We start from the raw sequence: 24,724 nt of genomic DNA on the forward strand, positions 1-24,724 counted from the left end.
ATTTTAGCCGATCGCGTCGCGCAGAGCATTTTTAGTCATAGCTGCGATCGACTGTTCGGTAGCTTTGGGCAAGTGATAGTATTTCCCTCCAGAAGTCTTGGCCAACTCCTTCGCAAAGCCAGTAGAAATAAACTTGCTCTCGGTATCAATCACCAACAACTGCATTCCCAACCCGCGAATTTTGGCAGCAATTTCTAACAATTCCTTCTTAATATCCGGCTTTTCTCCATCTACAATCGGTTCGCCCAAAGAACGAGCCAAAGGAATATTACCCCGCCCGTCGGTAATGGCGACAATCGCAACTTGACCGATATCTCCAGACTGCCGCGCGTTGACTCCCACCCGCACTGCTTGAGTCAAACCGTGGGCCAGGGGGGAACCGCCTCCGCAGGGCAACCGTTCCAAGCGCTTGCGGGCCAAGGCTATCGAGCGAGTCGGCGGTAGCAGCACTTCTGCTTGTTCTCCGCGAAAGGGAATGAGAGCAACTTGGTCGCGGCTTTGATAAGCTTCTGTGAGTAGCTGCATGACTGCACCTTTTGCCGACTGCATCCGGTTGAGGGCCATCGAACCCGAAGCATCGACGACAAAGACGACTAAAGCTCCAGCTTTTCTGGCCAAGCGCTTCGCCCGAATGTCTCCCTGTTCGACAAATACACGGCGCTGAACTCCCTCTTGCCCCCCCTTGCTAAGGGGGGGTTGACTCGCCTGTTGCCCCCCCTTGCTAAGGGGGGGTTGGGAGGGGTTAGAATTCCTGTCGCGGCGGGCTTTTTGGTAGGGTGCGGCTGCTCTGAGGGTGGCGTCAACGGCGATGCGGCGGACGGGGCCTTTGGGCAATACTGGCTTGACGTAACGGCCTCTATCTTCGGAGAAAATGGTGCTGCGGCTGCCCGATTTGCCTTGGCGGCTGGCGGCTTGGGCGAAGAAAAGCACGCTGGGGTCGAGAATTACGCCTTCGGGGTCGAAGAGAAATTCTTCGGGAATGGTATCTTTTTCTGGTTCTTCTTCAGGTTCCGGGTTGTCTTCATCCTCTTGGTCTTCTTCGTCTTCTTGCTCGTTTTCTGGTTCGTCTTGTTCTTGTTCTGACTGCTTTTGGGGAGGCGGTGGGGGGGGAGGAGGAGGAGAGTTTTCGTCTGGGGGAGTTTGGATGATGGTGGCGCGGGGTACGATGACTAATTCTACGGCGCGGCGAAGGTCTTCGGCGTTAACTTCTGTGCGTCCCTCGATGGCTGCTGCCGCTTTGGCGACGCGGACTGCGAATATTTCGGCCCGGTGTCCTTGAACGCCACCCCGGATGGCTTCTTCTACTAGGTAGGCAATTTGTTCGCGTTTAATGCTGACATCTTTGAGCCATTCTCTGGCTAGGATGATTTGGGTTTTGAGGTTGTCGGTGTCTTCGGCGTATTGATTGAGGAATTCTTGGGGCGAGCTGGAGTAGGATAAAGCTTGTTCTACTGCATAGACTCTTTCTTCTATTTCGAGTGCTGCGTCCGCTGAAAGTACGATCGCGATGCGATCGAGCAAATGTTCTCTGAGCGGCCCTTCTTCGGGGTTGTAGGTGGCAATAAATAGAGGTTTGCAGGGGTGTTGAAAGCTAATGCCTTCGCGTTCTATTTGGTTGCGCCCTTCGGTTAATACTGTTAGCAATTGGTTGGAAATGTTGTCATCGAGGAGGTTGATTTCGTCTACATAAAGTACCCCTCGATTTGCTTGGGCTAAAAGTCCTGGTTGAAATACGGTTTCGCCGAATTTTACTGATTGTTCGACATCGACTGAACCTAAGAGTCTGTCTTCGGTGACACCCAAAGGAATTTGGATGAAGGGTGTGGGAATAATTTCTGTATTTGGAGAATTAGTATCGGTAGTGTGGGGTTCTTGCCCGCTTTCTTCCAATAGAAAAGATGCCTTTTCTGCAAGAATATCATTAGGTTCGGCGTTGCAAAAAGAGTCTTTAACAATTTCAATGGGTGGCAGTAAGGAGTGCAAGGCGCGGGCCATTACTGATTTTGCTGTACCGCGGCGGCCTGCGATCGCAACTCCTCCCAATCCGGGATCGACTGCTGCTAACAGCAGGGCTAGTTTGATTGCTTCTTGCCCGACTACGGCTGTGAGGGGAAAGGCTGTGGTGGAAGGGCTAATGTTGGCTGCGGGCATAGGATTTTCGGATGTAAAAATTTGAACTTAATGTTTAGCTTACTTCTTGGAGGATTTTAACTTCTAGGGGGAGAATCACGGTAAAAGTTGAGCCGACTCCTATTTGTGATACTAGCTCTATTTTGCCTTGCAGGAGTGTGACGAGCCGCGATACTATTGCTAATCCCAGACCGGTGCTTTCGGAGGGAAAGTGCTGTTTGCCGGCTTCTCCTGCTTGAAAGAAGGGGTCAAAGATGCGGTTTGTATCTTCGGGGGCGATGCCAATGCCGGTATCGGTAATTGCGATCGCCCAATGTGCTTCTCCAGCACGGCGGCAACTTAATTCGATACTACCGGATTCTGTATAGCGAATGGCATTGCTCAGAAGATTGGTAACAATTTGTTGCAGCCGCTGTCCGTCGGCGATTACTTGTTTTGGGGCGCAGTCGCTGGTAGCAGTGAGCTTTAATCCTTTAGCATCAGCCATGGGCTGCATCATTTCTACTACGGTGTTAATTACCGATCGTACATTAGTTTGCCGCAGGTGAAGTTTAATTTTTCCGGCGTCGGCGCGAGAAAGTTCTAGTGCGTCGTTAATCAGGCGCAGCAACTGTCTGCCGTTACGCAATACTCGCTCGATGTGTTCGATGCCGGGGAGGGTATCTTTGATGTCAGATTGCCATTTTTCTTTTCGTAAGAATAGTTCGGAATAACCGATAATTGAGTTGAGAGGAGTTTTGAGTTCGTGAGCCAAATGGTAGACGTTTTCTTGGTTGACGCTGACAAGGCGAGAGAGTTCTTGATTTGTGAGTTGTAGTTGAGTTTGAATTTGTTGAAGTTCCCGCAGCCTCTGAGCGACGTAGCTGTTGAAACACTGGGCAATGGCTTCGTCTACTACGGCATCTATGAGCCGAAAAGCTCTGAATACGTCTGCTGTAGTTCCTGCTAGCAATTCTGCTTCTAATTGGGAGAATATTACTTGACGCAATAAATGGTATTCGCGGGCTACTTCTGCGGCGTCGTAGCCTTGTTCTGCCCTGAGAAATCCGTGATCTAAACTGGCTTCAATTATTAGTTTTATTTCGCTGTGTTGATATTGGGAAAGCACTGTGGCCATCGCCGCCAGCAGGTAAGGTATGTGATTTTCGATTGCTGAGGGCGGTAAGGAGTCAGCGGTTTCAATTTTCCGATCCTGACGAACTGCTTCCATCCAGTTTTTGAGGATAGTATCGGTTTTGTCGGCGAGCACTTGGCTGTAGTCCATGATGTCGGCGTGGGGGTGAAGTTTGGCAGATATTGGCCATGCTTCATTGTAGTTGAGCGATCGCGCGAGCGCCATACCAAACTTCTGGCGATCGCGACCCTGCCAAAAGAAGTAGTTTTGAGGTGAATTTTTCCCCGTGCCGGAGCTCTGTCGAGCCGTCTATCCCAGCTTGTTGCTGCCAAAATCCTCCGTTAAACCTATTGACAGAAAAGCCATAAAGTAGTAAGTTTCCTCACACCGAGAGTTTTTAATTTTAAGTTTTAATTTTGTCAGGGGACTAAATGGAAAACGTTCAAGCTGCGATCGCTGCGGCAACATTTATCGGTGTAGTTTTCTTAATAATTACAGAATGGATACACCTAACAGTTGCGGCATTTCTGGGAGCGCTGATACTGGTTTTTACCCATGTAATGACGTTAAACGACGCGATCGAATATATCAGTCGGAGTCACGCAACGCTGGGCTTATTCTTCGGAGTCATGGTAATGGTGAGAGCCTTTGAGCCTACCAAAGTATTCGACTACTTGGCAACTCAAATGGTGCTTTTGGCAAAAGGCAAAGGCAAAAATCTCTTGCTGGGTATTGTCGGGATTACTACGCCAATTTGTGCAGTTTTGCCCAATGCCACGACAGTCATGCTGCTAGCACCATTAATTCCGCCAATGGCACAAGAAGTCGGTGTAGATTTCGTGCCGCTGCTAATTTTAATGGTATTTGTGGCTAACAGTTCGGGACTGCTGACAATCGTAGGCGATCCGGCGACATTCATTGTCGGCGATGCTATTAACATAAGCTTTGCAGATTACCTGGTAAAGTTAAGTTTGGGCGGGGCGATCGCCTTAGCAGTTATATTAGTTATTCTGCCTTGGATGTTCCGAGAAATTTGGAACAAAAAATTAGACGATTTGGAAAACTTGCCGCATCCAAAAATTAATCACCCGCGAGTCTTAGCAGTGGGTGGTTTAATTATAGCTTTCGTGCTGACATTTTTTGTAATAGGAGAGTCGATGCCGGTGCCTATTTCACCGGCAGCGGTTGCTTTGTTGGGGGCGGCTTTGGCAATGCTCTTAGCTCACCATTCCCAAATTGATTCGGTTAACAATATTTTGCGGGATTTAGATTGGAGCACGCTGCTATTTTTTATGTCTATCTTTGTGCTGATTGGCGGTTTGGAAAAAACCGGAGTCATCGCCAGTATATCTGGAATATTAGCAGTAATTTTAGGTAAAAATATTTTTGTTGGTTCCCTAGCTTTGTTATTTTTTGTGGGTTTGATGTCGAGCGTGGTGCCAAATATTCCTCTGGTAGTCGCGATGGTGCCGCTGCTAAAACAGTATGTTGTCAATGTCGGGCTCGCACCGCCCCAGGTGTTGGCACCGGATTTTGCAGGGCAGTTTCCACCTGCTGTGCTGCCCTTGTTTTACGCGATGATGTACGGGGCTACTTTAGGCGGAAATGGCACTTTGGTAGGAGCTTCTTCTAATATAGTGGCGGCAGGAATTTCTGAACAGTACGGGCGGCGAATTTCTTTTCAAACGTTTCTGCGTTACGGGCTTCCTGTGATGGCGTTGCAATTGGTGGCTGCGGCTGTTTATGTAACTATTCGGTTTCTAATTTGAAGAAGTCATTAGTGATTAGTCAGGAGTTATTAGTCATTAGTCATTGCTTTTGTTGCTAAAGAACTAAAGAATAGGTAAGGTGCTTAGGTTGCAGTCTAAATATAGAGGTTGAAGTCATTCCTGAATCTCAACTCCATCCAATTCTAAGGGAAAAATTACAGTGAAGGAAGAGCCAACTCCTACTTCAGAAACTAATTCGATTTTACCTTGCAAGAGGTTGACTAATCGAGCGACAATTGCTAGCCCTAAGCCTGTACTCTCAGGAATGTAAGCTCCCAGGGAGTTGTCGGCTCGAAAATAGGGTTGAAAAATCCGATCGCAGTCTTCTGAAGCAATGCCAATTCCTGTATCGCTGATGCAGAGACTCCACTGTTCGTCTGACAATAATTCGGTTTTTATGGTAATAGTACCAGCTTCGGTGTAGCGAATGGCGTTGCTCGTCAAGTTGGTGATAATTTGCTGCAAGCGCAAGTAATCTGTCATAACTTGATCGAGAAGCGGAGTGCACTCAACGACGATCTCTAAATTTTTTTCTTTAGCCAAAGGCTCGATTATTTCGACAACAGTCCCGATCGCCGATCGCACATTTGTAGCAGTTAGCTGCAATTTTATGCGGCCCGCGTCGTAGCGCGAGATTTCGAGAGTATCGTTAATTAATCTAAGTAAGCGTCTGCCGTTGCTGAGGACTTTATCAATATGTGCCAAATTGGGAACAGAATCTCTAATTGGAGAACTGTTTCTTTGGCGCAAAAACAATTCTGAGTAACCAATAATAGAGGTGAGGGGAGTTTTCAATTCGTGAGCTAAGTGAGATAGATTCTCTTGACTGGCGCGAACTAAGCGAGTCAGCTCTTGATTTGTAAGTTGCAATTGGTTGTGCAACTCCTGTAGTTCTTGGAATCTTGCCTGGGTATAGGTTTGGAAACAATCAGCAATTGCTTCGTCGATAGCACTGTCAATTAAGCGGTAAGCTCGGCTCACTTCAGCGCCCGAGCCTTTTACCAATTCTGGCTCTAAAGCATCGAAAATTACCCTCCGCAGCAAGCGGTATTCGCGCGCAATTTCTTGGGCATCGTAACCTTGTTTTGCCCTGACAGTCCCGTGCTGTAAACTTTCTTCTATGACTGTCCCAGTGTCGCTGTCTTCTGATTGGGACAGCATAGTTACCATCGCTTGCAGTACGATGGGAAGGCTGTCGCACACGGAATCGTAGGTGAGTTGTTTGGCGGTTTGGATTTGCTCCTCGGCGCGAACAGCTTCGATCCAGTTTTGGGTAATTAGGTCAATTTTATCTTGTAGCGCTTGGCTAAAATCAATCATGGCCCTTAATATATAAATCAAGTCAGCGATCGCATTTTATCTCTCTAGGTTAGTTTAATAATTAACTTTTTGAATTTTCTCTCAACTTTTGAGATCTGCCCAGCACAAATAGCTACTCCTCAAGACCTATTGACAATATAATAAGCTCGTGCTAGCTTAAGTTAAATTGGCTTAAAACGTCAAGCCTAATCCAGCACTGCGCGATCAAACCAAGCGTGTAGCTGGAGCGGAGGAACCAATTTTCGGGGCGAATCTCGACAGAATTATAAAGCAAAGTTAAAAATTTCTAAATTGCCAAATTTAAGTGTAATTTTTGATTTTGAAATCTAAAGAGAAGGACATCTCTCAGTCCTAGCCCGTCAGCTAACTTCGCAGGCATTGAGAAGAGACTGAAAAGCCAAATGTTCTGAAAAAGATTGTTTGGCTTCGTCAGTGTCTCAGGTTGGTATTGTTCAAGATTCTTGTACCTGCCCTGACTCTGAAGGAGATTGAAATGTTCATACAGCTTAATTTATCTGCGATCGCACTTGCAGGAGTTGCAACGTGGAAACGTGTAAAACCCGTTGTCATCCGAGATGCTGTTTTGTTACCTGCTGCGGGTTTTTTGGGAATTCTTGGCTTGTGGTGGATTGTTGCCAGCTTCAAAAGCGATTTGATTCCCACTCCCTATCAGGCGTTTATAGCTAATTTAGATTACATATTGCATCCATTTTATCAGCGCGGGCCTGGAGATTTAGGCATTGGCTGGCTGCTGCTAGCGAGTTTGCGACGGGTGTTGGTGGGATTTTTCCTGGGTGCAGCAGTGGCGATTCCCGTGGGATTTACGATCGGGATGTCGAAACCGGCAATGATGGCGCTCAATCCGCTGATTCAAATATTTAAACCGGTGTCGCCGCTAGCGTGGCTGCCGATAGCTTTATCGATTTTTAATTTAGCAGAGCCGTCGGCAATTTTTGTCATATTCATCACGTCTTTGTGGCCGACAATTATCAACACTGCTTTGGGAGTTTCTAGCGTTTCCCAGGATTATCTGGATGTGGCGCAAGTGTTGGAAATGCCGCGCTGGAGGCGGATTACCAAAATAATTTGGCCGGCGAGTTTGCCATACATTTTTACAGGTTTGCGGATTAGTTTGGGGATTGCTTGGCTGGTGATTGTGGCGGTGGAAATGCTGACAGGCGGTGTGGGAATTGGCTTTTTTGTGTGGGATGAGTGGAGCCGTTTGAATCTGAGTTCGGTATTTTTAGCGGTGTTGGTAATTGGCATAACTGGATTGTTGCTCGACGCGGCTGTTGACAAAGTTCAGGAATTGGTAACGCATCGATCCGTCATTAATCATTAGTCATTAGTCATTAGTCATTAGTCATTAGTCATTAGTCATTATCTAGCTAAAAGCTTAGGGCTTTTGATGACGGACATTTAGCTATTAGCGATCGAGAATTAAATATGAGTGACAAGTTTTCCAATGAATGGAAGCGCCGAGAGTTTTTGCAAGGAATCGGATCGGCGGCGGCGGGAATGGCTTTATCTGGTTGTGGAATTAGCGCGGATCGATCGGCAAAAGGACTCACTGAAGAAGCCGAAGCGGTAAAGCCGCTCGTCGATTCCCGAACCTTAGAAAAACCAAATTTAACCGTAGGATACGTGCCGGTTAACGATTGCGCGCCATTTGCGATCGCCTGGAAAAAAGGCTTTTTCCGCAAATACGGTTTAAACGTCCAACTCAACCGCGAAGCAAGCTGGGCAACCTCCCGCGACGGCGTAATCTTCGGCCGCCTCGACGCCTCCCCAGTTGTATCCGGCGCCGTCACAAACGCCCGAATTGGCGCCGAAGGAGCGCGCCACTCACCCCTGTGCGCGGCAATGACAATTCACCGCCACGGCAACGCCATGACGATGAACAAAGCTATGTGGGATTCCGGTTTGCGCCCGTGGCACGAATACAACGGCAATTTGGAAGAATTTGGCAAACAATTTCGAGCCTTTTTTGACAGTCAGCCACCGGAAAAAAGAGTTTGGGCAGTGGTTCTGAGTTCTGCGATTTACGAATACTTTGTCCGCTACATATCGGCGGCTGCGGGTGTCGATCCGTTCAAAGAATTTCGGGTAATTATTGTGCCGCCGCCGCAAATGGTAACGAACATTAGGATTGGCGCCATGCAGGCTTACATGGTGGCAGAACCTTGGAATACGCGGGCAATTCAAGGCAATTTGGGAGTGGGTTTTACCTTCGTGCAAGGGAAGGAAGTTTGGCTGGGACATCCCGATCGCGTTTTGGGAGTAATGGAATCATTCATTAACGAAAATCCGAAGACTTATTACTCGCTGGTTAAGGCAATGGTGGAAGCTTGTCAGTATTGCAGCAAGCCGGAAAATCGCAGTGAAATATCGGCGCTGCTGACTGAGCGATCGTTTACCGGGGCGAGACCGAAAAAAGGGGCGATCGACAAATTTACGCGACCGGCAATAGTTGGCGACTACAACTATGGAGGGTTTGACGAAAAAGACCGCACCATACAATCGGAAGATGCAACTATTTTCTATGACATTCCTAAGAATTTGCCTCAAATACCGGGAAATCATTCAACATTTATGTGGCAGTCTCAGAGTATTTGGTTGATGACTCAAGCCGCTCGCTGGGGACAGATTAAGGAAGTGCCAAAAAATGCTGAGGAATTAGCTAAAAAAGCTTGGAGAACCGACCTTTACCGCAAGATTGTTGCCGAAATGGGGATCGATTGTCCCCAGGAGGATTACCAAGTGGAACCTGCGGAACTTTTTATTGATAAAAAGGCATTTGATCCAAGCGATCCGGTGGGTTATTTGAATAGTTTTGAAATTCGAGCTAACCGCCCTCAGTCTTTTTTTCAGTCTTAATTTCTACATTCCTGAACGCAGAACCTCTGCGAGGGGGCGCACCTTACCGCTGCTTATGCAACCGGAAGGGAATCAAATTAACACTTTACTACTTTTTAGGAGAATACCGTGACTCAATACTTTTCTACTTCTATCGAAGCCAGCAGCCAAGTCAAGAATCATCCTGAGTTTCTGGAAATTGACAAGTTGTTCAAGTCGTATAAAAATGCTGACGGTAGCGAATTTAGTGTCTTGGAAAATATCAACTTAAGTATTGGAGAAAACGAATTTATTTCGGTAATCGGTCACTCGGGTTGCGGCAAATCAACGCTGCTGAAAATAGTGGCAGGTTTGGAAAAACAGAGCGGAGGAATAGTGACACTGGAAGGAAAAGAAATTCGCAAACCGGGAGCCGAGCGGATGATGGTATTTCAGCACTACGGATTGCTGCCTTGGCTGACGGTGCGGGAAAATATTCGGCTGGCAGTTGATGAAGTTTTGCAAAGTCTTAGCCGTCCCGAGAAGATTAGTCTTGTCAACGAACACCTAGCAATGGTAAACTTAACGGCAGCAGCCGATAAATATCCAGATGAAATTTCAGGGGGCATGAAACAGCGGGTTGGGATTGCGCGAGCTTTGGCGATTCGACCGAAAATGTTATTAATGGACGAACCGTTTGGAGCCCTTGATGCTTTAACTCGCGGCAAGTTGCAGAAACAGGTGCTGGATATCTGGGAAAATCACAGACAAGCTGCAATGATGATTACTCACGATGTGGATGAAGCTATCTATATGTCCGATCGCATTGTGCTGATGACAAACGGCCCGGCGGCGACAATAGGAGAGATTTTGTCAGTGCCGTTTGCGCACCCGCGCAATCGCCAGGAGTTGCGGGAATCGAAGGATTATTACGAACTGCGCAACTATGCTTTGAATTTTCTCGATCGCTACTTTACTCAAGACGAATAACACCCGACGGATCGACATAACAATTCACTTAAGAGAGGTCAAGCCTGTGAATCTCAAAACAATGTTAGCGCGTTTTGAAAGTGCATTGGGATACCAAAATTTAGCAGAAGAAATGGTGTTGCTGCCGGAGCCAACCTTACCAGTTTCTAAGAAATCAAAATCCCCAAAACAGGCAAAAACAATCAATTTTATTGTCGGTTACAACAGTTCTCCCCAAAGTCAAATAGCTCTGGATATTACCCTTTGGATAGCGCATCAAACTCGTTTAGTAACAACTAAAGAAGTCACGGTTCAAGTCGTATACGTGATCGACGAAGCGCCAAAAAGTTACCGCGAAGATACTTGCAAATTTGCTGTAGCAAATGCCTTGGCTGCACAGCAGAGAGTGTCTAATTTAGAGGACACATTCGCCCTTAATTGTGCAGCGCCTGCGAGCGCTTTACCAACCGAAATCCAATCTGTATCCCAGCAAAAAACTTGGATCGATCCGCATTATTTTCGAGAAATTTTTGGTCAAAAGAATGAGTATGAGGTAGCAGATCAGTTGCTGTGGCAAGCGCGCTGTTTGGCTGAGGAATGGCGCGGTTTATTCAAAGCTCATTTGCGCATCGGGCGGGTTGCTACAGAACTGAGAAATGTGGTTGAATTAGAATCAGCAAACTTACTTTTCTTGGGCTGCGATTCGGTAAACCACTCGCTGGTTAGGGAACTAGGCAATAATTTTCCGTGCTGCGTGCTCGGGATTCCTTCGGCACTCAGCTATCAGATGGATGTTCAGCCTGAAGAAAGTTTGAGTAAATTACAGTTGGCTACAACTATACCTGCACGTTGAACTTGTTGAGAACTTACCGAAAAGTTCTCTATGTAAGGTGCGCAGTTCGCAGCCTACCGCTATAAATTCGCACGCCAAAGCTTTTGTGGCCTTCCTGAACCCAAAAACCCGGTTTCTTCAGGTAATTTAGTCGTATACGCTCGAACGTGACAAGGAGAAACCGGGTTTGTTGGGTTAGCGTTCGTCCAGGACAGTTTGGCTGATTCCTATATCGATCAAAAAATAACAATAGTTTCCTCCCTCGAAGTTCCAATTACGAGACAATTGGGATTTTTTTTTGATTATTGAGATGTTTAAAATTAATTTAAAGGAAAATTATAGTCACTTACCTGATCATAGACAATTCGTTAACTAATTTGATCTTTCCCCGGCACACAGAGCGCAGGAGTCGATCGATCGAGCGTTTGTCTTCCTCCGTCAAATTTTCGTCAAAAATAGCAGCCATCAAACCGTACCGATCGGCTAGAGTAATGTAGCCATTGTGATTCACTTCGGCAAACAGCTCGGCCAAAGCAGATGGAATCAGGTGGATAGGAGTTTGCATAGCGATTAAGTCTGAATTCGACGATTGCGCGATCGGGCGTTTCTGAATTAACAAAAGGCGATCGCACTCTAAAATTTTGTCAGTGTATGGCCTTAAAAATTGTGACAATAAACAGCAAAAAACTGTGAGAATAAACAGCAAAATTAGTGAACGACATCACATTCAATATTTGCGAATTATGCTATGGCTTGCAGTTGCGCCCTAGCACAAACAGAGCAACTGCAACCTTAATTTTTTCTAAAGATTGTAAATCTGCACTTCCTCCACAGGTTCAGCTAACTCAAACTTAAATACCCGAGAATAGAAATAGAATTCGCCGTCAAGAGTTCTTTTGATATTTTCAGCGCGGCGAAAACCGTGCTGTTCCCCTTCATAAGCAACATAAGCAACTGGCAAACCTTTAGCTTTCAATATCTCTACCATCATTTCCGCTTGATTCGGGGGAACCACTTTATCTTCTAATCCTTGAAAAAAGATAACGGGACAAGATAAACGTTCGGCGGAATGAATCGGCGAACGAGCTACATACAAATCTTTTCTTTCAGGATAAGGCCCGATTAATCCATCCAGATAGCGCGCTTCAAATTTGTGAGTCTCGGTTGTCAAAGCTTCCACATCGCTAACTCCATAATAGCTCGCACCGGCCTTAAAAACATCGCGGAAAATAAGAGCGCACAGAGTGGTGTACCCCCCTGCACTGCCTCCGGCGATCGCCATTCTTTCGCCATCAACTAAACCTTTTTGAGCTAAATATTTAGCACCGTTAGCGCAGTCGTCAACATCGACAATTCCCCAACTATCTTGCAGTCTTTTTCTGTATTCTCGGCCGTAACCAGTGCTCCCGCCGTAATTAACATCGAACACGGCAAAACCGCGACTCGTCCAATATTGAATTTTCAAATTCATGCTGCTAGAAGTAGCAGCATTTGGGCCGCCGTGACTTTTAACAACAAGCGGCGGTTTTTCACCCGCAGGTGCTGCGAAATCTTGATTTTTCGGGGGATAAAAGAAACCGAAAGCAGTCAAATTGTTTTCCGTGGGGAATTCAATCGGTTCCGGTACCGAAAGATAACCCGGATTGATGCTTAAATTGCTTGATTGGCGCAATATTTCTAGTTGGCTTGTTGCTAAATTTAGTTGTACAATAGCAGTAGATTCAGTCGGCGAACCTGCCAGAAAAACAACTATTTGTCCCTGCGCTTTGACCGACGAAATATCAGTGTAAGGCGTCTCAATTGTTGTCAACTGCTTAGTCGTTAAATCGAGACTCGCTAAATGCCACTTGCCTTGCTGAGTGTAGGTGCAAATAATTTTGCTTTCCGAGACAACGGCATAAGTAGACATTCCAAAAACCCACTGGGGAAGTCCGAATTCAGCCGCCATTTCGCACAAGCTGGTTTCTATCTCTGCTTCCCCCCTTACCAAGGAGGGATTGAGGGGAGTTCTAGATTGCCAGCGATAGAAATTCCACCAGTTAGACTTGTCAGAAACAAAATACAAAACTCCATCGGGCGACCATTCCGGTTGAAAAATCGACTCCTCAACCCCGCCAGCAACTAAGTATTTTTCCCCTAAAGAACCGTCAGCATTAATTTCTGCTACCCACAATTCTGTGCCATCCCACGGCATATTTGGATGGTTCCAACAAATCCAGGAAAGTTGAGAACCGTCTGGACTTAAACGAGGGGAAGCATAAAAATCATTGCCCTGAGTTAAGATTTGAATATCTTCGCCGTTATCTAAATTAATGCTAACAATAGTATTGACAGGTTCCCCCTCACCTGAATGGTCTTCGCGCACGCAAATCAGGCGATTTCTTTGCTTGTCAACTATCGCATCTGCATAGCGAGAATTAGCAGTAGGTGTCAGAGGTTCTGGTTGAGAATTTAATGGTTGAGTATAAATACGTTGGTCGGCAAAATGAGAAAAATAGACAACGCCGCCAGCAACTGCAAAAGCAGCGCCGCCGTATTCGTTAACGCGAGTGCGAACATTCAAAGGAGGCGGTGTCACGTCGCTGATTTTACCGTCAGGAGTGCGCCGCACGAGGACGCTTCTTCCCGCTTCCGAAGGCCTTCCCTCAACCCAGTAAATATCATCGCCGTCAATAGTAATTTGTCCGAGCCCGACAGTTCCAGAAACAATTAAATCGGAAGAAATAGGTGATTTCCAAGAGCCGTAAGGTGATACTGTATTCATATAGTTGAGGCAGTTGTGTTTCTCGCACAAAAAAATTAATATTTGTACTTTACACTAATTCAGTCACCGGGGAAGCAAAATGTCCAAAAAACTCGTACTAATGGATCACGACGGTGCAGTTGACGACTATCTGTCTGTCGTGTTGCTGATGACAATGGAGGAAGTCGAAACTCTGGGAGTAATTGTAACTCCTGCGGACTGCTACATTCAACCGGCGGTGAGTGCAACGCGCAAAATCCTCGATTTGATGGGGCGTTCAGAAGTTCCAGTGGCGGCGAGTACGGTGCGGGGACTGAATCCATTTCCGGTGTTATTTCGGCGAGATTCCTTTGCAGTCGATCGACTTCCCATTCTAAATGAAAAAGGAACCATTGACACGCCGTTAATATCAGAACCCGGACAAAACTTTATGGTGCGAGTTTTGCGAGATGCAGCCGCACCAGTCACATTAATGGTAACGGGGCCGTTAACAACAGTAGCGCAAGCTTTAGATATCGCGCCCGAAATTGAAAGCAAAATTCAAGAAATTGTCTGGATGGGAGGCGCGCTAAATGTTATCGGCAATGTTAGCAAAGATATGGAACCCGGACAAGATATGTCGGCGGAATGGAATGCTTACTGGGACCCGATAGCAATCGAGAGAATTTGGCAAACCCAAATTCCCGTTGTCATGTGTCCTTTAGACATCACAAATAATGTACCGCTGACTGTAGAATTTTCCAATCTCCTAGCAAGACAGCGCAAATATCCAATTTCCGACTTAGCCGGACAATGTTATGCCCTAGCAATATCTCAAGATTACTATTTTTGGGACATTTTGGCAACCGCTTATTTAGCGCATCCCGAATTTTACCAACTGCGAGAATGGGAAACAGAAATTGTGACTGAAGGCATCAGTCAAGGACGCACAAAAGTTAAAACGGGAGGGCGAAAAATTCAAGCAATGGATCAAGTAGACACCGCAAAATTTTACAATTACATATTACAACAGTGGGGGAGGTAAAAATTACCATATCTGCTAGGGACAAGCGAGCAAACTCTCGGTACAAAACCCGCCATGACACGAAGGTTTACCTTCTCTTCTCTTCCCTCTCTTCCTCTGCGTCCTCTGCGCCCTCTGCGGTTAAAAAAAATCTCAACTCCCAAATGCAAAACATCAAAAAATGCTGCCACCTCTATCAATCATCCCCTTAGCCCAAACCCCTCCCGCACCTCAAGAAATCGTCCAAATCCAAGAAGTACGACCTCTCCCCGGACAGTTAGACAACATACCAGTATTTAACAGCAACAGTCCAGAAGTAGTGCTGCAAGAAGGAATTTTGCTTTCGACATTTCCCCCGGATGGTAAAAGATTTCCAGCGGCACATTTAAACTTTCCGTTTCAAGGACGTTTCGACATATTTGCCCACCACATAGCCCGCGCACCTTCCCCCGAAGATTTGCGAACCTTGTATCAAGGAGTAATTGTTTACAATCCGGGCAATAAACCTGTAAGATTAGATATATTGCAAGCTGCGAGTTATCTCAGTCAACCCGATGCACCTTTTATTGAATTACCGCCGCAAGTCGATAATTCAAACAGTAATATTTACGCCGGGCCGGGAAGCCGCGCTGTGAATGATATTCTCAGAGGAAGGAGACAGTCAGAGTTTGGGCCGGGGTTAATTATTCCACCGGGAAAAAGCGAACTTTTGATGAATCATCCGATACCGGTGCGGGGATTGGTACCGCCGCTAAACGGTCGATCGACCTTGATGCGGTTACGCAGCGATGGTATAGTCTATGTTGCCAGTCTGGCTATGTTTGCCCGAGTTGACGCAGAGGGAAACGGAGAGGGAAACGAGCGATCGCCCAACTTAGCAGAATGGCAAAACTTATTAGACAATGGTAATATAGCCGGGCCGCGCGATCGAACTCCCACACCGCCGGAAATCACCGAAGGTCAACTAATTTACGGCCGAGTTGCAGGTGTAGCATTAGGTTCACAATGGCGAGCACTTATCTCAGACAACCAAGCCACATCAAACCTAGCAATTCCCCAACCCGGAACAGCATTTTCCTACCCATTAAGCACCCTCCCGCGCGGAATGCTGGGCACAAATCAAGTGCAAAGTGCGAGGATGTTAGTCCGCTACCCAGATACAGCATACCGCGCCCACGGCAATTACGGAATTCAATACAGTCTCAGCTTGCCGCTATACAATTCTACCAGCAAAAATCAAACTGTAACTGTCGCTATTCAAACTCCAATTAAGACCGACAAATTAACTTCAGGAGGACTTAGTTTTTTAGAACCTCCGGCACCTCAAACTTTTTTTAGGGGGACGGTCAGAGTGCGGTATACTGATGATACTCAAGTGCCTCAAACTCGCTACGTGCATTTAGTGCAGCGGCGGGGACAGCAGGGGGAACCTTTGGTAAAATTAGAGATGAAATCGGGAGAAAAGCGACTTGTAGAAGTTGATTTTATTTATCCGCCCGATGCGTCGCCGCCGCAAGTTTTGACAGTGAAAACAAATTAAATTTTAGCGGCTGCTACGGGTAGGCAGACGGCTACAAAGACAATGCGTAATTAACCAGATTTGATATTAGTTTCGCGTGGAGCGGACTTGATTTGTCCCTTGTCGGTATTCGTAAAAAATAAGATGATGTTCTCAAAAAAATTCTGGGTGATTGCTTGCTTTGTGTACGTTTTAATTCTTCTCAGTATCATGCTTTTAGCAGGTACGGGGAAATTAGTCAACTTTCCTCTCGCTCATCCGCCTTATGACAAACTCGGCCACTTTATTTTGTACGGAATAGCATCTTTTCTGTGCCATAGAGCAACTGGAAAAAACAATATCAATTTGTTTAATTATTCAATTCCTTTCGGACCCGCAATTTTTACTATGTTCACTGCTGCCGAAGAAATGCTGCAAGCGATTTTACCCAATCGCAGTGCTAGTATTGAAGATTTTTTATTTAGTTTTTGCGGGATTGCAGTTTTTTATTGGATTGGAGAATTTTGGGATAGAAAAAAAGGAAATTGATGATATAGAAGGAAGTTCGGCAGCGGATTCTGTAACGGATGTAAAGGATAGAAGGAAGAAGGAAGTTCGGCAACGGATTCTGTAACGGATGTAACGGATGTAAAGGATAGAAGGAAGAAAGAAGAAGGAAGTTTCTAGAGTGCACAATGCGAACCGGTTGACGAGTGTCAGCAACTTTTTTTACTGGTGACTTTGCGCGCACGGGTAAAGAGATATTTGCAGCACAAAGGGGAGCAACTGTCAATACGCTGGCTGCTGCGGCCGCCGTTAAAAATTTAATTTTTTTGAACTTGTTTAAGATTAGCAATTAACCGGGATTTCCCCTCTCGACGTGTTTGAGAGCGTTTAATCACTCTCTTCCAAAAAGGTTTGTACTCGACCGTTCGGTCGCAAAACAACTCGAATTTTCGGGTTTTTGCCATTAGAAACGGCAGAAACAAACGGCTCGCCGGCTAATGGCATATTAATTTGCTCGATATAATCTGCTGCTGCTTTTCCCATCGGCACAATACTTTGAACTGACCCATTTTCATCGATCAGCACGCTGTATTCCAAAGTTTGTTCCATTCCTTCTGGAGGCTTCCACCGTTCCTCAAAGTAAGTTCTAGCTTCTGAAACTTGAGGAATTGTATCAAATAAAGTGTGGTTTTTTTTGCTCGCCGCCACCTGGTTGTTGTCCTCAGACTCGGCTGGGGGTTGAGCGTCCTCAAGGGGTGGGAGTTCGGTACTGGCGGGGGGGACAATCGGCTCTATGGGGCGGGGGGAGGGTTGCGACGGGGGAACGGGAAATCGGGAAGCCGACAGGGAGGGCGGCAGGGGGGGCGGTACGGCGGGAGCTAGTCTCGGCGGTAGGGGGGGCAGGACGTAGGGTACTGGTGCGGGTGCTTGGGGGGCGGCAATGGGCGGTTCTTCGGGGGCGGGAATTGTGATTGTTTGCCCTTGAGGGAAAGCTGGGGCGCTCTGGGGGGCGCTGGCTGCGCTGCCGTTGGCGGGAAATAGCAGGGGTGGCTGCTGGATGGGGCTGGGTCTGTTGCTGGGGGGATTTGGGGCGAGGGCGATGGGGGGCAAGCTGGGGCTGGGGGAGGCGGCGGTGTTGATGGGCGGGGGTGGCAGGGGCGGTAAACCGGGTGTGGCTGAGGGTTTTGGTGCTGGAGATGTTGGTAGGGCGGGAACTGGACTGGGGGAGACGCCGACACCTAACTGGGGGTTTCCGGGAGCGGTGCTCAATTGTGGATTGGCGGGGGCGGGAGCGGGGGCTGTGGCGGTTTGCGGGGAGGTGGCGGCCCGATCGAGCATTTTGATAATTCCTGTCGTCAGGCCCGCGCTGGCGACCATCATTGCTGCCACCTTGAGCCAGGGTGAGGACAGCGGCCGTCGGGACTCGCGGTTGAGGTTGGGAAGCGCCATCACTTCCGCGGCGCTGTCATCTAGTGCTGTAGCCAAGTCAAACAGTTGCAGGGTACTCAAGGGAACTACCGGCCCGGATTCTGCAGCGCTCAAAGAGCCTAAAAACAAGTTGTGGGCGAGCAAGCCGCGGGGTTCTAAGCGGGGGGGAACCGGAAGGTAGGTAGTGTTCGGGGCGGAGGTTGCTAGTTCGGAAGTGTTGACGGCTCGATCGAATATGACGGCGTTACGCGCTGCTTCGGGCGAGTCTGAACCCGCAGGAATACGGCCGGTTTGAGAGTTGAGGTTGCTTTCGCAATCGCGGGATTCGCCGAGCAAGTTTTGGACGTAGTTGCTAACAGCTTCGTGGAGGGTTTCGAGTTGAATTCGATCGCCCCTGAGAGTAACGTGTTGGGTATCTGGCAGCCTGGGGTCGTCGAGTCGCAGCTCGAAACTTAAAGATTTAAACACCGGTTGGCCCGCCCAGCGAGATAGAGGCGAACTTTTGGCTGTAATTTCCAGCGTGCAAGTGGGGGGCGTGTACCGTTTGAGAACCATAGCAGAAAGTCTGGTGACTGTTGACTGTTGACTGTTGACTGTTGACTGTTGTTTAATTCTTAGAGCCGAAAGTCTGTTGACTACTGACTACTGACTACTGACTACTGAGTGTTGTTTAATTTTTAGCACGGTCTAGAAGAGCCAGCCAGAGGCGGCGGTGGCCACCGGGACTGCTGTAAAACAGCAAATCGATCAGGAGTTTGAGGGCCAAATCAGTCAACTCTCGGGCCGATAAATTTTCTGCATCTTCCATGCGCGAGCCATAAGTGTTGCTGAACCTGTCAATATAATCTCCCAGCAAAGCGATTGTGTGAGGTTCGCGATTTTGCTCTGCCATTTGTTCCAGCAAAGCCACAGCGCGGCGGATTAAAGCTTGGTGCTGTTTTGCCAAATGACAGCTTATCAAAACGAGCGATCGAGCTTCCTCCACATCGAGTTTTTTGCGCCCTCCGTGGCCTTTCCGCAGCGGGTTAGATTGGCGCAGCCGCCACAAAGCTACCCGATCGGCTACCATTGGCTCTAAATTCAGTTCGGCTGCTACCTTGAGCATCGCCTCTGAGCCAATTTCTGCCAGTGCTTCTAGGGCTAACAGCACTAAATCCAGTTGGGCTTTAATGTTGTCCAACTGGGTAGGTTCTGGTGCTTTTTGGGTCAATTCTTCCCAGTTGGGAGATGGGCCCGTTTCGTTGGTGGGAGCGGAGGACTTTACGGTCGAGCGCATGGCTTCAGCACGGGAAATTTAAGACAGGTTGAGGCAGGATATCAAACAGTATGCAGTGATGAAAGCTTTGCGGCCTGTGGGCAACAGCACATCTGTTGATTTGTCTCCATAGCTCGTTGCTTTGATTCCGGCAATCCTAACTGCTGGAGGGAGTTGCGGGTGAAAAGTTGCGGTTTCAAGTTCGATCGATCCCCAGCAGCCAAACCCATAGATTTTCACCCCTAATCATCCTACGCCACACAGTGACCGAAATCAAATCAGTGCTTTGAAACTATTGGGACTTATATCAATGCCAAGATCCTAGCGCTCTCGAATGCTACTTATAGTCTGTCGCTACTTATAGTCTGTCAGATTATAGTTGTGATTGCTTCATCTGGCGCGATCTATGGATATTACGGAGCAATTTGGTAAAAAAGTTAGACATTTCAGAAAGCTCAGAAATCTTTCCCAAGATCAGCTTGCAGAACTATCTGAATTACATCGCACCTATATTGGTTCAGTTGAACGAGGTGAAAGGAATATAACGCTACTTAATGCCAGCAAAATAGCCAAGGCATTATCCGTTAGTCTAGCCGATCTGGTAGTTGATGATGACTGAAAGAAGACTAGAGGAAATTTTAGGAAGATACCAAAACTCATTTACAAAAAAAATTTATGCAGAAGAGAATGAAGAACACGATATTTTAATGGATGTGTTTGGTATTTCTCCAATTATAAAAAAAGAAAATAGGCAATATTGGGGACGTGAGTTAGGTATGTGTTGGCAATTGCTAGTTACTGAAACGTGTAAAACATATTGCAGTAGCTTTCAGCCAGCATTTAAAGTTGGAAGCGATGAGCCGTGCGATCTGATTGTTGATGGGTACGCAATAGATACAAAATATCGTATTGGCTCAGGAGACTCTGGAACACTGAAAAAGTTCAAGTCTTATGGCCCACTACTTCGTACTCATAATTACGAACCCGTATTCTTAATTCTTAGACAAGATAATTTGCCCGCAGCTATTACAGCGTGCAAAGTAGGGACTTGGAAAGTTTACACAGGGGACGATTCGTTTGAGTTCATAAAAACAATAAGCGGGTTTGATTTAAAGTCATTTCTTATTGAAAAAGTGGGAGAATTCCCTGTATACCGCTGAAACTATCCAGGCGCTTGTTGATAATATCTATGTATTCCGGTACTACTTCAATGCCAACATACCTAATGCCAAATTCTTGCGCCGCCAGCAATGTGGTTCCCGATCCTGCGAAAGGATCGATTAGAATAGAATTTTCCAAACGCGGTACAAATATTTCGACCAGCTTTCTCATTAGAGCGATTGGTTTAACGGTGCAATGGACGTTAAACTCCTCGGTTTTCTCACGCTGTATACCTTCTAAAATATTTGACTGAAAACCACCCAACTGATCTTTAGTATAAAATAGACCAGTACCATACTCCTGTAGAGTTTCCAAGTAATTATTGACCAGTGGTTTTTGAAGTACGCAGATTGCTTCCCATTCATTCCTCAGACAACTGTGCCAACCATCCCATTTTTCAGGATTTTCATATCCTTTCTTCTCTAACTGTTGTTTAATATTGACACCTTTAGGGATACCACTCGATCTTTTATAAACAAGAATATCTCTCGCATAGAAACCAGCACTTTCAAGTGCTACTTGTACGTGAGCAACAGTCCGCGTGCTGTTGAAAACTAAAACTGTCGCACCCGGTTTGCAGATACGAAAAAGCTGCTCGCCCCACTCAAAGCACCACTTTTCATAATCCAGAGTGTTGTTACGATTCCTTTGATACCATTTTTCGTTTCTGACTCCACCTGCTAAACCACTGCCATAGGGAATGTTTTTAACAAGGGTTTTATTTCCCTTGCCATTGACTCTTTCAATACGCCTTTGTATTTCTGAGTCATCCCATCTATGACCAATAAATTCATAATTATAAGGTGGGTCAGTGATACACGCAGAAATATAATTTTCTGGCAATGTCTTCATCACTTCACGACAGTCGCCAACCAAAACTTCATTTGAGGGAGTTTTTTTCATTAGTCAGGCAGTTACTAAAGTGGGAAATCAACTCTTAATTATGCCACATTTGCAGTATAGTATCCATTCCGGTTGCATCATTATGATAGGTTCGTTGCGACTTGTTTGGCTGCATACAACTATATAATTACGAGTCAACCGGAAATGCGTAAATCCTGACTATTTCAAATAAACCACCGTCACACCTGCACCTCCTTCTTTTTGACTGGCGAGCTCAAAGCGGGAAACCTGCGGGTGATTCGCGAGGAACTCGTGAACCCCGCGCCGCAACTGTCCCGTACCTTTGCCGTGAATTATCCACAGCACTCCGTATTCCACGGCTTTGGAAAGAGCTCTGTCTATTTCGATTTCCGCGTCGGAGACTCTCGCACCCCGCAGGTCGATCGAATTATTAGCAGTGCGGATGGCGATTTCGGGATTGGGTTTTGCAGGTTCCGCCGCTGCTTGCTTAGCTTTAGCCGTAGCGAGTGCTTGTGCTTGGGCGGCCGCCTTGGCTAATTGAGCTTTAGTTTCCGGTTTTTCACCGTCGAGGGATTCAATTTCTCCTAGTTTGACAGTCATTTTCATAATCCCAAACCGGACGCTCAACTCTTCGTTAGCGTCGGGGCCGCTGAGGACTTCGGCGGTTTGGCCCAAGCTGGGAATGCGGATGCGATCGCCCACTTTCGGCATAAAACTCGGTTTGGGTTTAGCCGGTTGTTGGCGAGAGGGCAGGTGTTTTTGGGAAATTTGATTTAAGGTTTCTGTCGCTTCTTGGGCATTTTGAGCCGTCTGGTTGCCCGACTGCAAGCGACGAATGATTTGAGCAATTTCTGATTTTGCCGACCCTATCGCCTCATTTACTGCCACTTCCTGAGCTATTTTTAGTTCTCGCTCCCGCTCTTGCAAAGCCGCTGCTTTTTGAGAAACTTCTCTGTGCAGTTTTTCGGTTTGGTGTAGCAGTTGAGTTGCTTCTCTGGCCTTGGTTTCCTGTTTCCGGCGCTGTGCTTCGAGTCCGGCAATCACTTGATTGACATCTTGAGAGGCTCCCCCGACATAGGTTTGAGCTTCTTCGACTATGGATGGTAGCAAACCGAGTCTTTTGGCAATAGTGAGAGCGTTGGAACGTCCGGGAATTCCCCACAGCAAGCGATAGGTTGGCTGCATGGAATTGTCGTCAAATTCTACTGAGGCATTTTCAAAGCGGGAGTCTTGATATTTGAGGGCTTTGAGTTCGCCAAAGTGGGTAGTTGCAACTGTTAATAGGGAATGTTGGGCGAGATATTGCAACAGGGCGATCGCCAATGCACTACCTTCTGATGGGTCTGTCCCCGCTCCTACTTCGTCTAACAAAACTAAAGATTTGGGAATTGGAAATTTGGAATTATGATTTGGGATTTGGGGTTGGGGAATTTGTAATTTAGGTTTGAGAATTGGGAGAGCAGAAACAGTGTTCTGTGTATCTGTGGCTTCTTGGTCTTGCTGTTGGGACTTAGTAATTGGAAGGTTTGAATTTTCTTCGTCTTCAACCTGCGATTTATTAGTTAAAACTTCTAAAATGCGGCTGATGCGGCGGATATGGCCGGAGAAAGTAGACAAACTTTGCTGCAAAGATTGTTCGTCGCCGATATCTGCCAAAATATTGTCGAACCAAGGCAATTCTACGGGTTCGCGGGCGGCGACAAACATTCCGGCTTTCGCCATTAAAGCTGCCAATCCCAAAGTTTTGAGGGTGACAGTTTTGCCGCCGGTGTTGGGGCCGGTGATGGCGACGACGCGGATGTGCGGCCCGATGGTTAAATCGACCGGCACGACTGGAAAGCCTTGCTCGTATTGCTGCTGCCAAACTAACAGGGGATGGCGCAACTGGCGGAGAGTTATTTGCGATCGCAGGTTGGGAATTAATAATTGACTGTTTTCTGAGTTTTCCTCATCTTCTTTTTCCTCATCTAATTTTTCGGGATTTTTTGGTGCTAATTCTGGCTCTCCCAATTCGATAAATTTCGGCGGATTTGCTTGCAACCAAAAACTATAACGCGCTTTAGCAACCGCTAAATCTAAAGTTGTAACTACAACCAACAATCTGTCTAAATCTGGTTTGACTGCTGCGACTTGCTCGGTGAGGGCGCGGCGGACTGCTTCTTCTTCGGCTTGTTCTTGCCTGAGCAACTGCCGCATTTGGTTGTTAAGATTGACTGTGCTGTGGGGTTCAACGTACAGTGTCGCGCCGCTGGCTGAGGAGTCGTGAACGATGCCCGGTATGGCATCTTTTTGGGGAGCTTTGACGGGAATGACAAAGCGCGAGCTTCTTTGGGTAATTAGCTGTTCTTGTACGGCGTTGGATTGGCGCTGCAAAATCCCCTGCAATATTTGATAAATGCGATCGCGCAACTGTCGCATTTGAACTCTAATTCCTGCTAATTTAGGAGTGGCTCTGTCTGCTACTTGAGCGCGATCGTCTATACAGCGGTGGATTTCTTGCTCTAGTTCGGGATAAGTCCGCAATTGGGATGCCAGTTCTTGGAGCGTCGGCACATCTGCCTGAGAGTCAATTATCCGGCGCAATTGCCTTGCTCCGGCGAGGGTGGTAGCAATTGCCAGCAATTCTTCGCCGCCGACCAAACCTTGGAGTTCGGCTCGCTGCAGGGAAGTGCCGATGTCTTGGATTCCTTCAAAACTCAAAGCACCGCCAGCGCGGCTCTCTAACTGATAAGCTTCCTGAGTTTGGGCCTTGAGTTCTGCTGTCTGAACTTGAGTTGCCGGGATTGAGAGGTCGAGGGCGGCGGCGACGCCGAGTTTGGTGGCAGCGAAGGTAGCCAAGTGCTGACACAGGCGCGGCCATTCTAATAGTTCTAGTGTTTCGGATTGAATCAAAGTTGAGGTGGTGTTGGTAATTGGCATTCCCAGGCGCTGACCGAGAAGGTGAATTTAACGATACTATTAATTGATTTTAAAGTTTTTTATTGTTTCCTGGCGCAATTTGAGAAAGTATCTGCGATCGCCCTCAGCAGTCTTTCGGCCGAAAGCTCTGATGTAACATTAATTACGAAGGAGAAAATTTGCATTTTTGCATTACCCGTCTAAAATTATACCTTCTCGTGATACCAGTCCCCAAAAAATATGCAACTTTAGGCAAGCTTCCAACTATTATACAGTAAGTCATTCCCAATTTTTTACTCTAAAATATAAAATCTAAAATGGTATGGGCTATTTTTGGTTTTGAGGGTGCAGGGATGGGCTGTTTTTTGGTGGAATTGAACTCTTTTGGAATTTTAAAT

At 46.8% G+C, this 24,724-nt stretch carries 20 protein-coding genes and 1 riboswitch; of the genes, 11 read left to right on the top strand and 9 right to left on the bottom strand.

Annotation, left to right across the window (positions count from 1 at the left end):
• Positions 1-3: 3 nt before the first annotated feature.
• Positions 4-2,151, bottom strand: a complete 2,148-nt coding sequence (locus tag QUB30_RS15990) for a VWA domain-containing protein (protein ID WP_333334864.1) — start codon at positions 2,149-2,151, stop codon at positions 4-6.
• A gap of 34 nt (positions 2,152-2,185) precedes the next feature.
• Positions 2,186-3,469, bottom strand: coding sequence for a HAMP domain-containing sensor histidine kinase (locus QUB30_RS15995; protein WP_333334866.1), 1,284 nt, complete (start codon positions 3,467-3,469; stop codon positions 2,186-2,188).
• Between the two features lie 206 nt (positions 3,470-3,675).
• Here QUB30_RS15995 and QUB30_RS16000 point away from each other — a divergent pair, with 206 nt between their 5' ends.
• On the top strand, positions 3,676-5,013 hold the full coding sequence (locus tag QUB30_RS16000; RefSeq protein ID WP_333334868.1) for an ArsB/NhaD family transporter: 1,338 nt from the start codon (positions 3,676-3,678) through the stop codon (positions 5,011-5,013).
• Positions 5,014-5,127: 114 nt separating this feature from the next.
• On the opposite strand, the gene QUB30_RS16005 is transcribed toward QUB30_RS16000, so the two are convergent.
• Positions 5,128-6,333 (bottom strand): sensor histidine kinase, encoded by a 1,206-nt coding sequence (locus QUB30_RS16005; protein ID WP_333334870.1) that lies wholly within the window; start codon positions 6,331-6,333, stop codon positions 5,128-5,130.
• A gap of 172 nt (positions 6,334-6,505) precedes the next feature.
• Positions 6,506-6,726: riboswitch (cyclic di-AMP (ydaO/yuaA leader) on the top strand.
• A gap of 100 nt (positions 6,727-6,826) precedes the next feature.
• Here QUB30_RS16005 and ntrB point away from each other — a divergent pair.
• From ntrB to QUB30_RS16025, 4 genes are all read left to right on the top strand, one after another.
• A complete protein-coding gene (ntrB, locus tag QUB30_RS16010; RefSeq protein ID WP_333038274.1) occupies positions 6,827-7,675 on the top strand; it encodes a nitrate ABC transporter permease in 849 nt (282 codons plus the stop codon).
• A gap of 104 nt (positions 7,676-7,779) precedes the next feature.
• Entirely contained in the window at positions 7,780-9,210 is a 1,431-nt protein-coding gene (locus QUB30_RS16015; protein ID WP_333334872.1) for an ABC transporter substrate-binding protein, read from the top strand.
• Between the two features lie 108 nt (positions 9,211-9,318).
• Positions 9,319-10,158, top strand: a complete 840-nt coding sequence (locus tag QUB30_RS16020; RefSeq protein ID WP_333334875.1) for a nitrate ABC transporter ATP-binding protein — start codon at positions 9,319-9,321, stop codon at positions 10,156-10,158.
• 46 nt (positions 10,159-10,204) lie between these two features.
• Positions 10,205-10,990, top strand: a complete 786-nt coding sequence (locus QUB30_RS16025) for a universal stress protein (RefSeq protein ID WP_333334877.1) — start codon at positions 10,205-10,207, stop codon at positions 10,988-10,990.
• Positions 10,991-11,315: 325 nt separating this feature from the next.
• Here the strand turns inward: QUB30_RS16025 and QUB30_RS16030 are convergent, their stop codons facing one another.
• Both QUB30_RS16030 and QUB30_RS16035 read right to left on the bottom strand, forming a co-directional pair.
• Positions 11,316-11,534: a hypothetical protein gene (locus tag QUB30_RS16030; RefSeq protein WP_333243706.1), complete on the bottom strand. Its 219-nt coding sequence runs from the start codon at positions 11,532-11,534 to the stop codon at positions 11,316-11,318.
• A 237-nt stretch (positions 11,535-11,771) separates the two neighbouring features.
• Positions 11,772-13,733: a S9 family peptidase gene (locus tag QUB30_RS16035; protein ID WP_333334879.1), complete on the bottom strand. Its 1,962-nt coding sequence runs from the start codon at positions 13,731-13,733 to the stop codon at positions 11,772-11,774.
• A gap of 79 nt (positions 13,734-13,812) precedes the next feature.
• On the opposite strand from QUB30_RS16035, the gene QUB30_RS16040 reads away from it, so the two are divergent.
• From QUB30_RS16040 to QUB30_RS16055, 4 genes are all read left to right on the top strand, one after another.
• Positions 13,813-14,736 carry a nucleoside hydrolase gene (locus QUB30_RS16040; RefSeq protein WP_333334881.1) on the top strand — a complete coding sequence of 308 codons (924 nt, stop codon included), beginning with the start codon at positions 13,813-13,815 and terminating at the stop codon, positions 14,734-14,736.
• A 160-nt stretch (positions 14,737-14,896) separates the two neighbouring features.
• Positions 14,897-16,255: a DUF3370 domain-containing protein gene (locus QUB30_RS16045; RefSeq protein ID WP_333334883.1), complete on the top strand. Its 1,359-nt coding sequence runs from the start codon at positions 14,897-14,899 to the stop codon at positions 16,253-16,255.
• 60 nt (positions 16,256-16,315) lie between these two features.
• Positions 16,316-16,762 carry a VanZ family protein gene (locus QUB30_RS16050; protein ID WP_333334885.1) on the top strand — a complete coding sequence of 149 codons (447 nt, stop codon included), beginning with the start codon at positions 16,316-16,318 and terminating at the stop codon, positions 16,760-16,762.
• A gap of 164 nt (positions 16,763-16,926) precedes the next feature.
• Positions 16,927-17,073 carry a hypothetical protein gene (locus tag QUB30_RS16055; protein WP_333334887.1) on the top strand — a complete coding sequence of 49 codons (147 nt, stop codon included), beginning with the start codon at positions 16,927-16,929 and terminating at the stop codon, positions 17,071-17,073.
• Between the two features lie 34 nt (positions 17,074-17,107).
• Here the strand turns inward: QUB30_RS16055 and QUB30_RS16060 are convergent, their stop codons facing one another.
• Entirely contained in the window at positions 17,108-18,703 is a 1,596-nt protein-coding gene (locus tag QUB30_RS16060; RefSeq protein ID WP_333334889.1) for a DUF4335 domain-containing protein, read from the bottom strand.
• 115 nt (positions 18,704-18,818) lie between these two features.
• Positions 18,819-19,424 carry a DUF3038 domain-containing protein gene (locus tag QUB30_RS16065; RefSeq protein WP_333044296.1) on the bottom strand — a complete coding sequence of 202 codons (606 nt, stop codon included), beginning with the start codon at positions 19,422-19,424 and terminating at the stop codon, positions 18,819-18,821.
• A gap of 385 nt (positions 19,425-19,809) precedes the next feature.
• Between QUB30_RS16065 and QUB30_RS16070 the strand changes: the two genes are divergently transcribed.
• Together QUB30_RS16070 and QUB30_RS16075 are read left to right on the top strand one after the other, a co-directional pair.
• Complete coding sequence (locus QUB30_RS16070) at positions 19,810-20,022, top strand: helix-turn-helix transcriptional regulator (RefSeq protein ID WP_333334891.1); 213 nt, start codon at positions 19,810-19,812, stop codon at positions 20,020-20,022.
• The gene (locus QUB30_RS16075; protein WP_333334893.1) at positions 20,012-20,563 is read left to right on the top strand and encodes a hypothetical protein; all 552 of its coding nucleotides are present in this window, start codon (positions 20,012-20,014) and stop codon (positions 20,561-20,563) included. Before QUB30_RS16070 ends, QUB30_RS16075 begins: the two co-directional genes overlap by 11 nt.
• Here the strand turns inward: QUB30_RS16075 and QUB30_RS16080 are convergent.
• Positions 20,526-21,467, bottom strand: coding sequence for a site-specific DNA-methyltransferase (locus QUB30_RS16080; protein ID WP_333334895.1), 942 nt, complete (start codon positions 21,465-21,467; stop codon positions 20,526-20,528). The two genes, QUB30_RS16075 and QUB30_RS16080, sit on opposite strands and share 38 nt — an antisense overlap.
• A gap of 159 nt (positions 21,468-21,626) precedes the next feature.
• Complete coding sequence (locus QUB30_RS16085; protein ID WP_333334923.1) at positions 21,627-24,320, bottom strand: endonuclease MutS2; 2,694 nt, start codon at positions 24,318-24,320, stop codon at positions 21,627-21,629.
• Between the last annotated feature and the right edge of the window lie 404 nt (positions 24,321-24,724).

Source organism: Microcoleus sp. BROC3, assembly GCF_036702515.1.
Lineage (GTDB): Bacteria > Cyanobacteriota > Cyanobacteriia > Cyanobacteriales > Microcoleaceae > Microcoleus.